This window comes from Pseudoalteromonas sp. 3D05, assembly GCF_002723455.1.
GTDB lineage: Bacteria > Pseudomonadota > Gammaproteobacteria > Enterobacterales > Alteromonadaceae > Pseudoalteromonas.
The window spans coordinates 303,330-320,359 of sequence record NZ_PDUS01000003.1 but is presented as its reverse complement, the minus strand read 5'-3'; the positions used below and the strand labels follow the sequence as shown (position 1 = coordinate 320,359).

At 40.0% G+C, this 17,030-nt stretch carries 17 protein-coding genes; 10 read left to right on the top strand and 7 right to left on the bottom strand.

Going from position 1 to position 17,030, the window contains the following annotated elements; translation table 11 throughout:
* Window positions 1-211 precede the first annotated feature (211 nt).
* From CSC79_RS05555 to CSC79_RS05545, 3 genes are all read right to left on the bottom strand, one after another.
* Complete coding sequence (locus tag CSC79_RS05555; RefSeq protein ID WP_099294831.1) at window positions 212-637, bottom strand: secondary thiamine-phosphate synthase enzyme YjbQ; 426 nt, start codon at window positions 635-637, stop codon at window positions 212-214.
* Window positions 634-1,101 carry a chemotaxis protein CheX gene (locus CSC79_RS05550; RefSeq protein ID WP_058561911.1) on the bottom strand — a complete coding sequence of 156 codons (468 nt, stop codon included), beginning with the start codon at window positions 1,099-1,101 and terminating at the stop codon, window positions 634-636. Before CSC79_RS05550 ends, CSC79_RS05555 begins: the two co-directional genes overlap by 4 nt.
* Before the next feature lie 82 nt (window positions 1,102-1,183).
* Window positions 1,184-1,618: a transcriptional repressor gene (locus CSC79_RS05545; RefSeq protein WP_058561910.1), complete on the bottom strand. Its 435-nt coding sequence runs from the start codon at window positions 1,616-1,618 to the stop codon at window positions 1,184-1,186.
* 93 nt (window positions 1,619-1,711) lie between these two features.
* Here CSC79_RS05545 and CSC79_RS05540 point away from each other — a divergent pair, with 93 nt between their 5' ends.
* The 8 genes from CSC79_RS05540 (at window position 1,712) to CSC79_RS05505 (ending at window position 7,347) form a co-directional block, all read left to right on the top strand.
* Complete coding sequence (locus CSC79_RS05540; RefSeq protein ID WP_099294830.1) at window positions 1,712-2,353, top strand: MarC family protein; 642 nt, start codon at window positions 1,712-1,714, stop codon at window positions 2,351-2,353.
* 175 nt (window positions 2,354-2,528) lie between these two features.
* Window positions 2,529-3,509: a tRNA dihydrouridine(20/20a) synthase DusA gene (dusA, locus tag CSC79_RS05535; protein ID WP_099294829.1), complete on the top strand. Its 981-nt coding sequence runs from the start codon at window positions 2,529-2,531 to the stop codon at window positions 3,507-3,509.
* A 237-nt stretch (window positions 3,510-3,746) separates the two neighbouring features.
* On the top strand, window positions 3,747-4,415 hold the full coding sequence (locus CSC79_RS05530) for a PspA/IM30 family protein (RefSeq protein WP_099294828.1): 669 nt from the start codon (window positions 3,747-3,749) through the stop codon (window positions 4,413-4,415).
* A 12-nt stretch (window positions 4,416-4,427) separates the two neighbouring features.
* On the top strand, window positions 4,428-4,631 hold the full coding sequence (locus CSC79_RS05525) for a PspC domain-containing protein (protein ID WP_099294827.1): 204 nt from the start codon (window positions 4,428-4,430) through the stop codon (window positions 4,629-4,631).
* A 12-nt stretch (window positions 4,632-4,643) separates the two neighbouring features.
* A complete protein-coding gene (locus CSC79_RS05520; protein ID WP_099294826.1) occupies window positions 4,644-4,970 on the top strand; it encodes a hypothetical protein in 327 nt (108 codons plus the stop codon).
* 98 nt (window positions 4,971-5,068) lie between these two features.
* Entirely contained in the window at window positions 5,069-5,587 is a 519-nt protein-coding gene (locus CSC79_RS05515) for a copper chaperone PCu(A)C (protein WP_099294825.1), read from the top strand.
* Window positions 5,588-5,595: 8 nt separating this feature from the next.
* Complete coding sequence (locus CSC79_RS05510) at window positions 5,596-6,582, top strand: DUF2333 family protein (protein WP_099294824.1); 987 nt, start codon at window positions 5,596-5,598, stop codon at window positions 6,580-6,582.
* 3 nt (window positions 6,583-6,585) lie between these two features.
* Window positions 6,586-7,347: a TIGR04219 family outer membrane beta-barrel protein gene (locus CSC79_RS05505; protein WP_099294823.1), complete on the top strand. Its 762-nt coding sequence runs from the start codon at window positions 6,586-6,588 to the stop codon at window positions 7,345-7,347.
* Window positions 7,348-7,365: 18 nt separating this feature from the next.
* Here the strand turns inward: CSC79_RS05505 and CSC79_RS05500 are convergent, their stop codons facing one another.
* Both CSC79_RS05500 and CSC79_RS05495 read right to left on the bottom strand, forming a co-directional pair.
* Window positions 7,366-8,253: a TIGR03899 family protein gene (locus CSC79_RS05500; protein ID WP_099294822.1), complete on the bottom strand. Its 888-nt coding sequence runs from the start codon at window positions 8,251-8,253 to the stop codon at window positions 7,366-7,368.
* Window position 8,254: 1 nt separating this feature from the next.
* On the bottom strand, window positions 8,255-8,662 hold the full coding sequence (locus CSC79_RS05495; protein ID WP_237113962.1) for an SRPBCC family protein: 408 nt from the start codon (window positions 8,660-8,662) through the stop codon (window positions 8,255-8,257).
* Window positions 8,663-8,945: 283 nt separating this feature from the next.
* Here CSC79_RS05495 and CSC79_RS05490 point away from each other — a divergent pair, with 283 nt between their 5' ends.
* Complete coding sequence (locus tag CSC79_RS05490) at window positions 8,946-11,141, top strand: EAL domain-containing protein (protein WP_099294820.1); 2,196 nt, start codon at window positions 8,946-8,948, stop codon at window positions 11,139-11,141.
* Window positions 11,142-11,245: 104 nt separating this feature from the next.
* Entirely contained in the window at window positions 11,246-13,420 is a 2,175-nt protein-coding gene (locus tag CSC79_RS05485) for a YgiQ family radical SAM protein (protein ID WP_099294819.1), read from the top strand.
* 63 nt (window positions 13,421-13,483) lie between these two features.
* On the opposite strand, the gene CSC79_RS05480 is transcribed toward CSC79_RS05485, so the two are convergent.
* Complete coding sequence (locus CSC79_RS05480) at window positions 13,484-16,243, bottom strand: prolyl oligopeptidase family serine peptidase (protein WP_099294818.1); 2,760 nt, start codon at window positions 16,241-16,243, stop codon at window positions 13,484-13,486.
* Window positions 16,244-16,406: 163 nt separating this feature from the next.
* Window positions 16,407-16,994: a nucleoid occlusion factor SlmA gene (slmA, locus tag CSC79_RS05475; protein WP_099294817.1), complete on the bottom strand. Its 588-nt coding sequence runs from the start codon at window positions 16,992-16,994 to the stop codon at window positions 16,407-16,409.
* Window positions 16,995-17,030 lie beyond the last annotated feature (36 nt).

Genomic DNA, 17,030 nt, shown 5'->3' with positions numbered 1-17,030 from the left:
GCGCACCATGGCGCCAAATACAAGAAAGCCCGACTCGAAAGAGCCGGGCTTTTTTACGTCTGTACGAAAGTTACCGAGTAGCACAGCGTCAACCTATACACCGCAGTGTGGTTTGAGTATCACGAAACCCACTAATTAAAGAACACGACAGAGTATGAGAGCGAAGCATTTGTTATGTGGCTCTTTACCGCTGTAGGTATTCGCATTAAGCTCAAACTTGACCTTGCAAGGTTGCTACAATACGTCGGCTGCCACCATGGTCTCTGTGCTCACCTAAGTAAATACCTTGCCATGTGCCGAGTTGTAAACGGCCATCACTAATTGGGATTGAGAGTTCACAGCCTAATGTGCTGCTTTTAATATGCGCAGGCATGTCGTCATCACCTTCATAGTCATGACGGTAATAAGGCTGGCACTGAGGTACAAATTTATTGAAATGACTTTCCATATCCATACGAACGGTTGGATCGGCATTTTCGTTGATTGTTAGACTTGCAGAGGTGTGTTGTATAAACAAGTGAAGTAAGCCAATTTTATAATTCGCTAACTCGGGAAGTTGTGAAGTAATCTCGTTATCAATAATATGAAAACCTCGCGAGCGAGGTTTTAAATTAATCGTTTTTTGCAGCCAGCTCATAGCTTATCAAAGCTGACTTCAATATTTGCATTGCCTGAATCTGAAGTGAAAGGGATTAAAATTTTTGCCCCTTCGCTTTTATGGGTAATTGTATGGCCTTCGCCAGATACAACAATAGGTGTTGCCATATCAAAGTCATAGCCTTTCTCACCGAGCAAGTTCTTTGCGCCACCTGTTACCATATTGGTTATTTCACCAACCATATCAGTTACTTCTTCGTTAACAGAATCAGGTCTTTCGCCAAGCATGCGTTCCATAATTGTAAGCGCTAAACTTTTATCAAAGGTGATAGAAAAAGAACCTTTGGTCTGAGGGCCTACCATACCTATCAATCCTGAAACATCACCACAGGCAATTTCATCTTTTTTGATTCTAGGTTTTCCTGGCTTTAATTCTGTTTGCGCCATTGTGCTTAACACATTTAATAAGGAAGCTAGAAAAGGATTGATAAACTCTACATTCATTGTTACTTGTCCCTTAAGTTTGGCAGTTAAACTGCGTTTATATACTTTAAAGTGTAGTGCTTTATTTTAGCTCTGCACTTTATTATTCTTTACACGACGCACATTGTCCATGCGCTTCAATTGTTTGACCCGAAACGATAAAGCCACTTTCAGCCGCTAAGCTATTTAGTTCGTGCGATATGAGGGTCGAGTGCAATTCTTTTACAAACCCACAACTATCACAAATTAAAAGTTGTACTGGGTGTATGTGATCAAAATGATGACACAGCATAAAAGCATTAGTACTTTCAATTTTATGTATAAAACCTAATTCAGACAAAAAGTCTAATGCGCGGTAAATTGTTGCTGGTTTTGCACCTGATTCAGTTAGTTTTAGCTGTTCAAGTAAATCATATGCGCCAACACCGCCTTGTGCACTTGCGAGAAGGCGAAATACTTTTTCACGGATTGGGGTAAATCGAGCCCCACGGTTGTCGCACACATGCTTTGCTTTACTAACGAGTGATTCTATATTCATCTTCTCTTATCCTTACGCTACCGTGATATACTAACATATTGTATTGTACTTGCAGCGTTTTTATTAGACGGTTTTAATCTAGGAAGTTTAGCAATGAATGAATTATTAGCGATTTTCATATTCTTTTTTGCCGTTATCGATCCTATTGGCACTGTTCCTGTTTTTATTGCGGTAACGCGTGGAGATAGTGAAAAGTTCAAGCGCAAAGTCATTTACAAGGCTGTTGCAGTTTCTGCAGCGGTACTCCTTTTCTTTGTGGTAGCAGGGGAGGCGTTATTAAACGCAATCGATATTCCACTCTCAGCATTTCAAATTGCTGGCGGGATAGTACTTATGTTATTTGCTTTATCAATGATATTTGGTGAAAGTAAGCCTGAAGAAGAGATTAAAAGTGTAAGAGACAGCACTGAAACTGCTATCTTTCCACTCGCAATCCCCTCAATTGCCAGTCCCGGTGCGATGCTTGGTGCTGTTTTGATGACAAGAAACAATGAATATACATGGGTAGAACAAGCGATTACTTCATCCATGATGTTAGCCGTTTTAGTTGTCGTTTTAATTTTACTTTTACTCGCGACCCAGGTGCATAAATTAATTGGCGATAGTGGTGCGAGTATTATTAGCCGTATAATGGGGCTTATTTTGTCTTCTGTAGCCGTAAATAATATTCTTGACGGTATAGCTCATTATTTTGGTCTTAGTATTTCTGTCTGGACTACGGAAAATTTTACTTAGATTTGAAGTTTTAGAAGAGCTTGAGTTCATAATAGTTGAGCTAACGGTTGTAAACTACGAAATCTCGTAAGAGAATGCCGATAAATAATGACAGCTAACTCCTCTTATTTACAACCGGCTTATCATTGAAGCGCTAATACTATTTGTGTAAAATGTAGCGCCTTTATTACTTGTAATGCAACCTGAGGATTTTACTTTGAATAGACGCTTTTCTGTTGCCCCCATGCTTGATTGGACAGATCGTCACTGTCGTACTTTTCATCGTAAAATGACTAAACAGAGTGTTCTTTATACCGAAATGGTTACTACGGGCGCAATTTTGTTTGGTCGTGGTGATTACCTTCATTTTAATCAGCATGAAAATCCGGTTGCTTTACAATTGGGAGGCTCTGACCCCCAAGCGCTTGCTAAATGCGCTAAGTTGGCAGCTGAACGTGGTTATGATGAAGTTAATCTGAATGTTGGCTGTCCGTCTGACCGTGTTCAAAACGGGCGGTTTGGTGCGTGTTTAATGGGCGAACCGCAACTGGTCGCCGAGTGTGTTGCTGCCATGAAGGACGAGGTGGATATACCTGTAACGGTTAAAACGCGCATAGGTATAGATGAACAAGATTCATATGAGTTTTTATGTGAGTTGATTGAAGCAAGCTATAAGGTTGGCTGCGATGATTTTATTATTCACGCTCGTAAAGCATGGTTAAAAGGCTTAAGCCCTAAAGAAAACCGAGAGGTTCCTCCTCTTGATTACCCACGTGTTTACCAACTTAAAAAAGATTATCCTCAGTTACATCTAAGCTTAAATGGTGGCGTAAAAACAATTGCTGATAGTCAAACACACCTTGAGTATGTTGACGGTATAATGATCGGCCGTGAAGCGTATAGTAACCCGTTTATTCTTAGCGAAGTTGATGAAGCCATTTATAATGAGCAACCCTTCACTTTATCTCGCCATGACGTAGTACGCTCAATGTATGATTATATTGAGTTAGAGATGCAGCAAGGTGCAAATTTTTGGCATATTGCACGCCATATGCTGGGCATTTTTCAAGGTCAGCCAGGCGCGAGGGGGTTCCGTCGTCATTTATCTGAAAATGGACATGGAAAGCAGGCAGATTTATCAGTAATGGATAAAGCACTCAGCTTTGTTCCTGAGTAGTTTTTTATTGAATACGAATAAAGCCGCTTTTTAGCGGTTTTTTTTGATCCTAAAAGTTAGTCAAAACATTCATTTTTTAGTTAATTTAACTTTTCCATTCATTCTCTAGTCATCTTTCTTGTTTTCAATATCAAGATTAACTAATTGAAATTAATCATATAAATTCATTTTTATTTAACTTGGCACAAGTCTTGGAATCTCTTAGTGGTAATCACCCATATTCAACAGGAGAAAATCATGGGCTTAGTAAACCGCGTAACAGATCTTATTCAATCAAATTTAGTATCGGTATTAGATAAAGCCGAAGATCCAGAAAAACTACTTGCTCTACTTGTGCAGCAAATGCAAGAAACGCTGGATGAATGTCGTTCAACAGCCGCCGCTCTTTTATGCGAGGAAAAGACATTAAAGCGGGAGCAAAAAAATAAACAAGCTCGCATTGCTGATTGGCAAACTAAGGCTGAAATCGCCGTCGAGAAAGGCCGTGATGATTTAGCATCTGCCGCATTAAAAGAGAAACAAAATGTGTCTATTGAGTTGGCGGCGATAGAGCCTGAACTTACTAAGCTAGCTGATTCTCTGGCGACGTTACAAGAAGATGCCCAGCGATTGCAAAATAAGTTAACTGAAGCAAAAGCAAAGCTTGCTAGCTTTCAAAAGAAACACACTGTAGTTGCTGCAAGGGAGCGAGTGAATCACCAACTTAATAGTAACAAAATTGCAGATGCACTATCTCGTTTTGACGTGATTGAGCGTCGTGTTGAGTCAATTGAATCTCAAGTTGAAGCATACGATATTACCAAATCAGCTAATAGCACAGCAGAGCAAATCGACGCACTAGTTAAAGATGAGGCGCTCGATAAAGAGCTTGCAGCGCTTAAAGCTAGCCTAAAACAAAGTGCATAGGAGTAAATAAAAATGAATACATACAATAACCAAACACGTTGGAAAAAAGATCCATTAAATAAAAAGATTTCAGGTGTCTGTAGTGGCTTTGCTCGTCGTTTTGATTTTCCTATATGGGCAACGCGCTTAGTGACTATCTTACTTTTAATACAGTTTCCATTGTTTATAGGTGGCGGTTACCTTGCCGCGCATTTTTGTTTAGATAATGAAGTGTAGCGGGAGAGTGCCATGAAATTTATTGCAGTGTGCTTATTATTAATCGTAATTATAACGTGGAGCCCATTTGAAATAGTGCAGTTTGATTCATGGCAGCTTCCTTTAATTATTGCAGATTTGAGCTGGGTTGGTATTGAATTATTTGGTGTACTTGTAGCCATTATTGTAGCTATCGCTGCGATTGCTTTACTTAGTGCGGGTTTGCTTGGTGCTGGGATCATAGTTTTTATTGGTGTGATCTTGGCTTTGTTATTTGGATCAGTAGTTATAGCATGGCCGTTAATATTAATTGTGTGTTTATGTTGGCTTATAGCTGATAATAAAAAAGCCGCGCAATAGAGTGGCGTAATATGGTGTTGAATCACTAATATTACTGACTATTTTTTCGCAAATATGCTAAATTTAGTCTAAAGAATGATTTATTAACAAGGAACGAAATGACTTTTAAACCATTATTCCCAGTAGTGTTATCGGCTATTATTGGCATGAGTTTATATTCAGTGTGTGCCCACGCTCATTCAGAGCATCATCATGACACAGACAGCCAGATTATTGTTAACCATGCACAAATAAGGGCTTTCTTACCAGCTAGTGAATCGACAGTGGCTTATTTAAGTATTGCGAACCACGGTGAAAAGTCGATTCAACTTACTAAAGCAAGTATAGAAAGTTTAGGACGTGTAGAAGTTCATGAACATACTCATGTTGATGGCGTAATGAAAATGCAGCAAGTTGATTCATTAGTGATAAAAGCACATCAACAAATTGACTTTAAGCCAGGTGGATACCATTTAATGGCTTTTGAGCCAATTGAACCGTTAAAAGTCGGGCAAGAATTAAAACTCACGCTATATTTTAATGACGGAAACCGAGTGTTTACTCAAGCTAAAGTGGTATCTTTAGAAAGCCAAGTTGAACAAACGTCGCAATCTGATAACAATCACAAGCATCATTAGGAGGCTTAATGTCACAACATAAAGGGAAAATTATTGGTGCCTTGGTACTAATATTTATCTTGTTTTATGCATTAGCGGTGTATTGGAGTGTTGAACCTGAACGCGTCAATGTCGTTACCTATGCAAAGCAGCAAGCACAAGAGCGAGGTGAGAAACTCGTTACTGGTTATGCGACAACGTCATCGTTAATTAATGTGACAAGTACATTATTGAATAAGTCAGGTGGTTACTTATCAAATGATATGATGCCGCCAAGTGTGCTTATGGATAATATGCCAGCTTGGGAGTTCGGGGCTTTAGAGATGTCCCGTGATCTTGCACTATCGATGCGTAAAGATTTTAGTCGCTCACAATCTCAATCTACCGAACATGAATCTTTAAAAAAAGCACAACCGCAATTTAACATCAGTTCTGAAGCATGGGCGTGGCCAAGTGCTGAAAGTGAGTATCAAAAAGGAATCGACTTTTTAATCCTTTACCGTTCGCAAATTGCAGACCAAGGTAATCGTCAGAGTCAGTTTTACGCTCGTGCAGATAATCTTCGTGGCTGGTTAAAAGAAGCTGAAAAACGCCTTGGTAGCTTAAGTCAACGATTGAGCGCTAGTGTGGGTCAAGAGCGTCTAAACACTGATTTAGCGGGCGATAAAGAAGCACATCAAGCAACATATACCCCATTACAAAATCAAGTAAAAACCTCTTGGTGGGAAATTGATGACGTTTTCTATGAGTCGCGAGGTGCAACTTGGGCTTTATTGCACTTTTTGCAAGCTGTAGAATATGATTTTGCTGATGTGTTGGAAAAGAAAAATGCACGCGTTAGCTTACAACAAATTATTCGTGAGTTAGAAGCAACTCAAGAAACTGTTTGGAGTCCGGTGATTTTAAATGGTAATGGTTTTGGCTTAGTGGCAAATCACTCATTGGTAATGGCAAATTATATATCTAGGGCCAACGCGGCTCTAATTGAACTTAGCGAACTTTTAGCGCAAGGATAAAAAATGAAAAAGTATTGTTTAGCAGCTGCCCTTTCTATGGCATGTTTAGCACCAGCAGCTCAGGCTGACACTTTATTAGGTCTGTATATTGGGGCAGATGGGTGGCAATCAGATAACTCTGGTAGCTTTGCTGATAGTGGTAACATGCAAGATTTTAATTTTGAAGATGAAACATTCATCAGTTATTACGCAGCATTAGAGCACCCAGTGCCGTTGGTACCAAATGTTAAACTAAAGTACACAGAGTTAGAACTAAATGGTTCAACCACGTTGAATGGTACTTTTGAGTTTGGCGGCTCAACTTTTACAACAAACACGACAGCAACAACGGTAAGTGATTTGTCACACGTTGACTATATTCTGTACTACGAAATTTTTGATAACGACCTTGTATCAATTGATTTAGGTCTGAATGCAAAGCAGTTTGATGGTGACATTACTGTAACAGGCACTGATAATGGTGAAACAAAAAGTGAGAACATTGATTTTTCAGGCTTTGTTCCACTTGCTTACGGACGTGCTGAAGTAGGCTTACCGCTTACAGGTTTAAGTGTCTTCTTTGAGGGCAGTCTATTAGCTATTGATGATAGCAAAGTACAAGACTATCAAGCTGGTATTGCTTGGGAGTTAATTGATAACTTAGCAGTAGATGTAGCGATTAAAGCAGGTTACCGCCAAATGACTTTAGAGCTTGATGATATTGATGATCTATACACAGACATTGATGCCTCAGGCCCATTTGCTGGCATTCAAGTCCACTTCTAAGCATTATTTTGCGTGGCACTACTTTTTAAGTGTGTGCCACGTTACATCAAACTCCTCATCTAACGCACTGCTTAATAATTGTTTATAGCCTTTACTTACAGGCATATTTATTAGCTTTCTTAATTCATCGCCAGTTTGGGTAAATTTATAATAGCTTAAAACTAGATCGTTGCTTTTTGGTTTCAGCATTGCTTTTTGGTTTAAAAAAGTTAAGTTCAGTTCTTGGCCTGCTTTAAGTACCCCAGACTCTATTTCTTTGCGGTATATAAGGCCAATATCCATTAAGGTCAATATATCCGGAAAGCTGATCCCCGCTCTACCTAAATTAAGCGACACTTTATTCCCTTTGCGTAAGAGATCAAATATAGATGGTTTTTTATAAAAGCCGAGTAAAATTAAATGACTGTCGTCCTTTTCGTTGTAACCACAAAGCGCGGTACATTTTTGCAATGCATCAGCTTCTCTTTGTGTCATTTGCTTAAGAGTTTGCAAGCTTTTGATTGAAAAAGTCCCTGGTGCAACCGTTTCTCCGGCGAGTATTTTAGCCCATAATTTTTGCATTGACTCATTTGAGGTGTCTTCACATAGTGCAATAAAGCGCTCTACCCAGTCACTATCAGGTTGACCATTACTTGTTACATCTGGGCAAAAGTTAACGGCCATTGCCATAATTGCTTCAATATTTTGTTGCTGGTTTATCAGTAAGCGCTGCTGCCTATTTTGAGCGCGCGTAAATACAGAGTCTTCGCTGTTAATCCTAAAGGGAACAGGTGAGCGGCCTTGCGCATCATAGCTCTCATTTTGCACTGAGGCGCGAGGAGCGCTACTCTTAACGATGGCATAGCCTAGCTTAGATTCAATGATATTGGCTAAGTTAATTTTTGCTTGTGAAGCTTTGACAGTCATATTAATTCTTATCGTCCTTGATTTTCAGTTGCACTGTTGTGCTTAAGTTATTAAGTCCAAGTGCGACAGTATTGTTTAAAATATATTGGCTAAAAAGTGCAAGATATCCCCCTAGAATTGGCGTAGTGACTTCACCAATCAACTTACACGAGACAATTGTATGTGCTTGCGCTTGAGTAAAAGTGAAAGACCCACTAACAATATGCTCATTATTAAAAAGAATATTAAAATTAATGGAAGAGTCAGTAATGCTGGTGATTGTCATTTCACCCGTGCCCCATTTACTTTGCCAAAATTGATGTGCGCCGACGCCTGAGCTTGGCTTTGCAATCTCAAATTGAATACTGGGATCAAGCTTCTCCCAAGGAGACCAAGTCCGCCAGTTTGAAAGGTCAGTAATATATGGCATTATCAATTCTTTATTCGCTTTGATATCTAGCTTTTGAGTAACCTTATACTGCTGAGGCAGTAATAACCCAATGACTAATAGGGTTAAACAGAGAATAAATATCAGTTGAATTAACGTTTGTATGATCTTAATGCTTAATCCTTAAAATATAATTTGATTTCAAGTACAACAAGGTGTTATTCATTGACTATAATACGTAATGTGTCATTCATCTATATTAAATAAGACATCATTTAAATTTAAAATAGCTGTTGCACACTGTATTTAAACTGAAGGATTTATAATGTCGTCTAAGCACAGTGACTTTTTGTTTTTTGATCATGAGGAAGAAGCCTCTTCGCAAAGCGCCTCTACGGGGTTTTGGGATGTATTAATAGTTGATGATGATCCTGAAATTCATTCAGTGACTAAGCTAGCTCTTTCAGGCGTTGAGTTTTGGGGACGGATACTGCGTTTTCATCATGCATATTCAGCAGCTGAAGCTATCGAGGTGTTGAGTAATACACCCAATATTTCGGTTATATTATTAGATGTTGTAATGGAGTCTGATGATGCGGGTTTAAATGCCGTTAAGCACATTAGAGAAACGCTTCAAAACCATTCAGTGCGTATCATTTTACGAACCGGGCAACCCGGTTATGCCCCAGAAGAGCAAGTCATACGCGAATACGATATTAATGATTACAAAACCAAAACAGAACTAACTCGCAGTAAACTGGTGACCTCTTTAGTGACTGCCATCCGCTCTTACGAACAAATTTGTAAATTAGAGTATCAAGGACAAGCGCTGAATAATATTCTTTCAGCGTCTAAAGCTATTTTAGGCTTTACTGACATAAAAGCATTTACTATGGCGGTTATTAAGCAGTTATCAGTCATCCTTGATTGCGAGGCGCAAGGTATTGTGTGTGGTTCGCTAGATGATACGAACCGTATTCAAGTATTAGGAGGCTGCCAAGAGTACAGCGATTTTTTTGGTCAAGGCGTTGAGCAATTAGATAATGGTAGAGTGATTCTGCAAGTACAAAAATGCTTTGAACAGTTAGAGCATCAATACACAGATCACGATGGGACATTTCTTTTAAAGAGTAAAAATCGTCAAGCAGCCATTTTTTTGGAATACGCATCAAAGCCTAATATTGAACAGCTCCAATTTGCTGAGATTTTTTTAACAAATGTGAGTGTTGGGCTTGATAACGTTCGGTTATTTAACCGCCTCAGAGATGCTGCATTTAAAGATACCTTAACTGGGCTTTCAAATAGAACGCATTTTATTGAGCAAGTAGAAAAATATCACAGGGTTAATAACAACGCGCATGTTTTTGTATTAATTGATGTGGCTCACTTTTCAGATATCAATAACGGATTAGGCCAAGAGGTTGGTAACCATTTACTTATAGCTATTGTCGAACGTCTTCAACAAGAGTACCCAACGGCTCAATTACTGTCTCGTATTGGTGCAGATGTTTTTGGTTTTTTGATTGCCCAAAATGAGTTTGATGAGACTGAGCTATTTGATAATTTAACCTTACCTTTTCTCGTTGCAGAGCACCTATTGCCGATTGAATTTAAAGCCGGGCTTTGTGAACAAAAAGATTTTCAAAAAACCGGCATACAAACGTTAAAACTCGCATACATTGCATTAAATCAGGCCAAAAAAGATAAACGTAATTCAGCCGTTTATTATACACCAGACATGGAAGAGAAAATGGCGTGGCGATTGGGTATTATTCGTCAGTTACGCCAAGACTTTGAACGCTCAAAGTTAGCGGTTTGGTATCAGCCTCAACTTGACTTAGATAACCTTGAATTGATTGGTTGTGAGGCATTACTCCGTTGGCCTTCAGGGCAGGGCAACTTTATTTCTCCTGCTATATTTATTCCTCTCGCTGAAGATGCTGGGTTAATTATAGATATCGGGCAATGGGTATTGGAGCAAGCATGTGAGCAACATAAACGCTTAGAGGCGCTAGGTTTTAAGGTGCGAATTGCTGTGAATGTATCTGTTCCACAGTTTAAAGTAAAAAATTACGCCGAATTGGTTAAAAATACTTTATTGAAGTATCAAGTTAATCCAGCATACATCGAGTTAGAAGTGACAGAAAGTGTGGTGATGGATGAACTTGATATTGTGATTGAAACACTACAAAACCTTAAAGCTTTTGGTATTGATGTGGCAATTGATGACTTTGGCACTGGCTTTTCATCGCTGAGTTACTTACAAAAGCTTCCCGTTAATCGCTTAAAGATAGATCGTGATTTTATTAAAGATATTCCAGATGACGACAATGGAGCGATTGCCTCGCTTGTGATAGCTCTGGGTGCTCAGTTAGGCTTAAAAACGATTGCTGAGGGAGTTGAAACACAAGCCCAAGCTGATTTTTTGAAGCAGTTGGGCTGTAATGAAGTGCAAGGTTTTATGTATGCTAAGCCGATGCCTGAAAGTGAGCTTATTCAATATCTTGAGAGTAATAAATAGGTTTTACTGGGCAGCTCATTGAGCATTTACGAAATCGTTAATACCGCTTGAGCATTTATTCGGGTATACTTTGCGGCCATTTTTAAAGCAATTGGTCATATTTTATGAGCGCACTAAAAGCCAAGCGAGCCTTATTCTCGTACCCTAAGTATTGGGCAGAATGTTATGGCACAGCACCATTTTTACCTACAACTCGACAAGAGATGGATGCACTTGGCTGGGATAGCTGCGATATCATTATTATAAGTGGCGATGCGTATGTTGATCACCCAAGTTTTGGCATGGCGGTTATTGGCCGAGTACTCGAAGCGCAAGGCTTTAGAGTAGGTATTATTGCTCAGCCAGATTGGCAGTCAAAAGATGCCTTTATGGAACTTGGTCGCCCTAACTTATTTTTTGGTGTGACAGCCGGTAACATGGACTCGATGATCAATCGTTATACGGCTGAAAAGCGTATGCGCCATGATGATGCTTATACACCGGGTAATGTGGGGGGAAAACGCCCTGATCGCGCCGTGATGATTTACTCACAAAAATGCCGCGAAGCCTACAAAGGCATTCCTATTGTTATCGGTGGTATAGAAGCAAGCCTTCGTCGTATAGCGCACTATGACTATTGGCAGGAAAAAGTACGCCGCAGTATTTTATTTGATGCCAAAGCGGATATTCTTATTTATGGTAATGCTGAACGCCCGCTGGTGGAAGTCGCTCACCGCATCGCTGCTGGTGAAACCATGGATACCATTCAAGACATTCGTGGTACTGCGGTTATTCGTAAAGAGCCCATACCCGGATGGCGCGGTAGTGATTCCACAGCCATTGATAAAATTGGCAAAATTGATCCAATTCCAAACCCGTATGGTGCAGACGATGTAGGCTGTAGTAAAAGTGAATTCAAGCAAGCCGGCATTGATTTAAAGGCCGAAGCGGCCAAGCCAATTACGATACAACCTGCGCGCCCTAAACCATGGGAAAAAACCTACGTTAAGTTGCCAGCGTTTGAGCAAGTAAGCGTTAACAAGCCGCTGTATGCGCATGCCTCACGTATTTTGCACCAAGAAACTAATCCAGGCTGTGCCCGTGCGTTATTTCAGCGTCACGGCGATCGCTCTATTTGGGTAAATCCGCCAGCATATCCGCTGGAAACTCATGAAATGGATGCCGTATTTGGTTTGCCGTATCAGCGTATACCACACCCAAGCTATGGTGATGCGAAAATCCCTGCGTACGATATGATTAAAACCTCGGTGAATATTATGCGCGGTTGTTTTGGTGGGTGTTCTTTTTGTTCAATCACAGAACATGAAGGGCGTATTATTCAAAGTCGCTCGCAAGAATCGATCATTGATGAAATTGAACAAATTCGCGATAAAGTACCGGGTTTTACAGGTGTTATTTCTGATTTAGGTGGCCCTACAGCGAACATGTATAAGTTGCGTTGTAAGAGCAAAAAAGCCGAGAGTACGTGTCGTCGTTTATCATGTGTTTATCCTGATATTTGTAAGCATATGGATACTGACCATACGCCAACCATCGATTTATACAAAAAAGCGCGTGAAGTAAAAGGGGTTAAGAAAATCCTGATTGCATCGGGTGTACGCTATGATTTAGCAGTGCAAGATCCACGCTATGTAAAAGAGCTTGTTACGCACCATGTGGGCGGGTATTTAAAAATAGCACCGGAGCATACCGAAGATGGGCCATTATCAAAAATGATGAAACCTGGAATGGGCGCTTACGATCAATTTAAAGAGCTTTTTGATAAGTACTCGAAAGAGGCGGGTAAAAAGCAGTATTTGATCCCGTACTTTATCTCGGCTCACCCGGGCACAAAAGATGAAGACATGGTGAACATGGCATTATGGCTCAAGTCTAATGATTTTAAACTTGACCAAGTGCAAAACTTTTACCCATCGCCGATGGCTAACGCCACGACCATTTACCACACTGAGATGAACTCGCTACGTAATATTAAAAATAATACTGAGCAAGTAGCAGTGCCAAAAGGCGCGCGCCAACGCCGCTTACATAAAGCTATTTTACGTTACCATGATCCAGCAGGTTGGCCGATGATCCGTGAAGCACTTCGTAAAATGGGTAAAGCAAAGCTCATTGGTAAAGGCCCTAACTGCCTAGTGCCAGAAGAAAGCCGCGATGAAAAGTCTGCCAAAGCGAGCAAAGGTGGCCGTCCTGCACTTAGCCGCCATACGGGCTTTAGCCAATTTAAAAAGGCCAATACTAAGCCAAGAGTAGGCGGTAACCGTCAACGCGCAAGGTAAGTTAATACGCTCATAAAAACGCCCAGCAATTGCTGGGCGTTTTTGTTTATGTTTTAAAGTACATTATTCTTCAATAAACGCTTCACCTTCAGTCATCCACTTTGCGGCTGGTTTGCCTTTTAAGTAATGATCAAAGTACTGCATCATCCGAATAGAGAAATCGACTTGATTCGGGAATTTCTTTAAGTGATGCGGTTCACCTTCGTATTGCAAGAATGTAGCGTCTTTACCGGCACGGCGCAGTGCTAAGTAATATTGCACACCTTCATGCCATGGCACAGCGTCGTCTTTATCACCAAACATGATTAAGATAGGGGTATTTACTTTGTCTGCAAAAAACACGGGGGAATTTTCAATATAAAGCTCAGGTGCTTCAAATAAGTTTTTACCGATCCGGCTTTGCCCTGTTTCGTATTGGAACTGTCGTGCAAGCCCTGATTTTAAACGAATGCCGCTGTAGGCACTGGTCATGTTAGAGACTGGCGCACCCGATACCACTGCTTTAAACATGTCTGTTTCGGTGATCATAAAAGCACTTTGGTATCCTGCCCATGAGTGGCCTTGTAAGCCAATTTTATCAGGGTCTGCAATTCCTAAATCAATTAGCTTTTGGGTTGCGTTGATCATGGTTTGCGTTGATGATTTACCCGGGTGGCCTATTTCAAAGCGTATATCAGGTAAAAAGATTGCGTAACCGTTTGATGTGAACATCGGGAAGTTAGGGCGATGATTGAGCTCCATTTTAGGAAAGTCATACATGCGTTGACTCATATAGCGGTAAAAATACACCACCACTGGCACTTTATCGCCTTTTTTGTAGCCTGCAGGTTTGATAAGTACGCCTTGTAGGTCTTCTCCATCAAACCCTTTATAGCTGATAAGCTCAGGCTTTTGGCCCCACGCAAAGTTAGTAACTTGTGGGTTTAAATTAGTGACTTTTTGTGGCTTATTAAAGCTAAAGTCAGTTTGGTAAATATCAGGGAATTGCTGATATGTTTGTTCGGTAAATAAGTACTTATTAGCATGTTTCGCTTTTTTAATAACATCAAAGCGCTTGTTACCTGTTAATACTTTAGTAATTGCGTTATCTGTTAGGTTTAATTTGGCAACTTCAGTTTGCTTATCTTTTAAGTTTGTTGCACTGACGAGTAATGTTTGGCCTTTATTAAAACCAACCAGCTCTCTATCAAGCCTAATAACACGATACTGAGTATTACTTTGCTTGCCATTAGTTAATTGCGTAGCTCGTTGCGTGGCTACATCAAACGCCCAAATATCGTACTTACTATAAACCAGTACTTGGCTGCTATCGTTAAGCCAGCCGGCAAAACCATAACCTGGTTGTGCAGATGGATAGTCGTGCTTGTCATCAGCAAACGTTGCTTGAATCGCTTTGGTTAAAGTGCTTACTTTGTTGTTAGCTAGGTCTTTCAACTGTACTTGGCTGTCTTTAAAATAAGCGGCAAATTCACCATTTGGCGAAAGGCTTGGTCTAAATGGATAATCTTTAATAATTGACTTTTGCGCACCCGTTTTTACATCAACCGCATAATAATCAGCAAAAAAGCCGCCATACATAATTCGCTCAAGATAGGCTTGATTGTTATAACCAAGCAGTGCATCGCGCTTGGTATTAAGTGCAACCTCTGGCATTTCAGGGGTACTCAATTGCACTGATTTATTATTGTTTAGAAAATGAACGCTTTGATAATGGCGGTTTTTATTGGATCTATTCCATTGTTGTTCTTCACGCGGCTTAATTTCAGCATCGTTATTGTGCCAAACATTTAAGTCTTTTTGGTCGCGAATAGTGCCGTAGTCATACAGCGAGGCTTCGTCAGTATATTCTTTTGCTTTTATTTTAGGTACTAGCTTGGGTCTGTTTTCAAAGTACAGGCGTTCACCGTCTTCTGACCATTCAAGCTTGGCTGTTTTACCAATTTGCCATGTTTTATCAGCCGATTTTATATCAGTCAGTTGCTCGTTTTTATATAACTTTAACTGGTAGTCGCGACGACGCATATCGTCATTAACATAGTTACCTAGTGTAAAGGCCACAATATTTTGAGTTGGGTGCCACGCTATTTTGTTAACAACAACACCGGGCTCATCAATGAGCACATTGTTGGTAAAGTCATTGTTGAGATCGAGTAAGGTGACTTGGTTATCAGTCCCATCGCTGTCTATTTGGCTTGCAAGTAACTGGCTCGCGTCACTGCTAATTGCGTAGCTAAATACCTGTAAAATAGTGTGGCTGGTTTTATTGTTTAAGTTAACAACGACTAAATCAAAAGCGGTGTCTTTTTTATCCGGTTTGATTTCACTTGTTTTGTTTTTATCGGCATCACTTGAATCATCTTCTTTATCAGCTTTTTTGTTTAAACGGTAAGCGAGCCAGTTACCGTCATCTGACAGTTTGTAGTCTTTTACATCATCAAACTGTTGCTGCTCACCACTAAGAGCATTAACTAACACGAGGTTATTTTTAAGTTTGTTTTTCTTTTTAGTGGTTTCTTTTTCTAGCAAGGTAGGAATTTGGGTAAATACAACCCAGTTAGCGGCTTTGTTGATTGTGGGTTTAGTACCGCGTGGTACTTCGGCAATTAATTTATTATTGGTTAAATTATAAACTTGGCCCGTTGCATCACCACGGTAAGGTTTAGCGCTAAAGCTAAGGATGTTCCCGTCTTCAGACAGCTGAGTGCCTTTTGCTGCTTTAAAATCAAATACATCTTTAAACTGCAGTGCATCTTTGGCTGTAGCCGCTGCACTACCTAAGCTTGCCACTAAGGCAATACTAAGTAGGGATAATTGCGCTTTCATTATTAATTCTCGTTTTGTTTTATTACCCTTATCATAACGGGTTTATTTAACAATTCGAGTAGAAGCGATAAGTGCACGAAAATGAGAGTTAAGATAGCAAATACAAAAAAACCTTGTAAGCATAACTCACAAGGTTAATGATTTAGAACCTAGAACCTAGAACTTAAAGCCAAATTTTTTGCAGCTCAAGCCATTGTTTTTCAAATTGGGCGCTGGGTTTTGCTTTAAAGTCACTGCGAACAAACTGATTCATTTTACCTTCGATGTACGCGAGTAAAAAGTTTGCGATAGTGAGCTCATCACTTTGAAAGGTTTTCCCTTCACGTAATTTACGCTCGCGCAGCACTTGTTTTATTTGCGTTTCTAGTTTTTCAAATAACCCTTGTACACGCTCTCGTAATCGTTCTTGCTCACCTTGAAGTGCATCCCCCGTGAGAATTCGCGTAATACCTGGGTTTTTCTCTGCAAACGCTAAAAGCAATAACAAAATATTGTAGATGCGGCTTTGGGTTTCTTTTTCATTTTCAAGAATGAGGTTTATTCGTGAAAGAAGTGTGTCTTCAATAAACTCAATTAAGCCTTCAAACATCCGTGCTTTGCTCGGGAAATGACGATACAACGCAGCTTCAGATACACCTACTTCAGCTGCTAACTTAGCTGTTGTAATGCGTTGTCCTAGGCTTGTTTCCAACATTTGTGCGAGTGCTTGTAGTATTTGCTCTTTGCGATTACTTCTTTTTGTCGCAGGCATGAACATTCCTTTCTTTTAATTATTTATTGGGCTTTG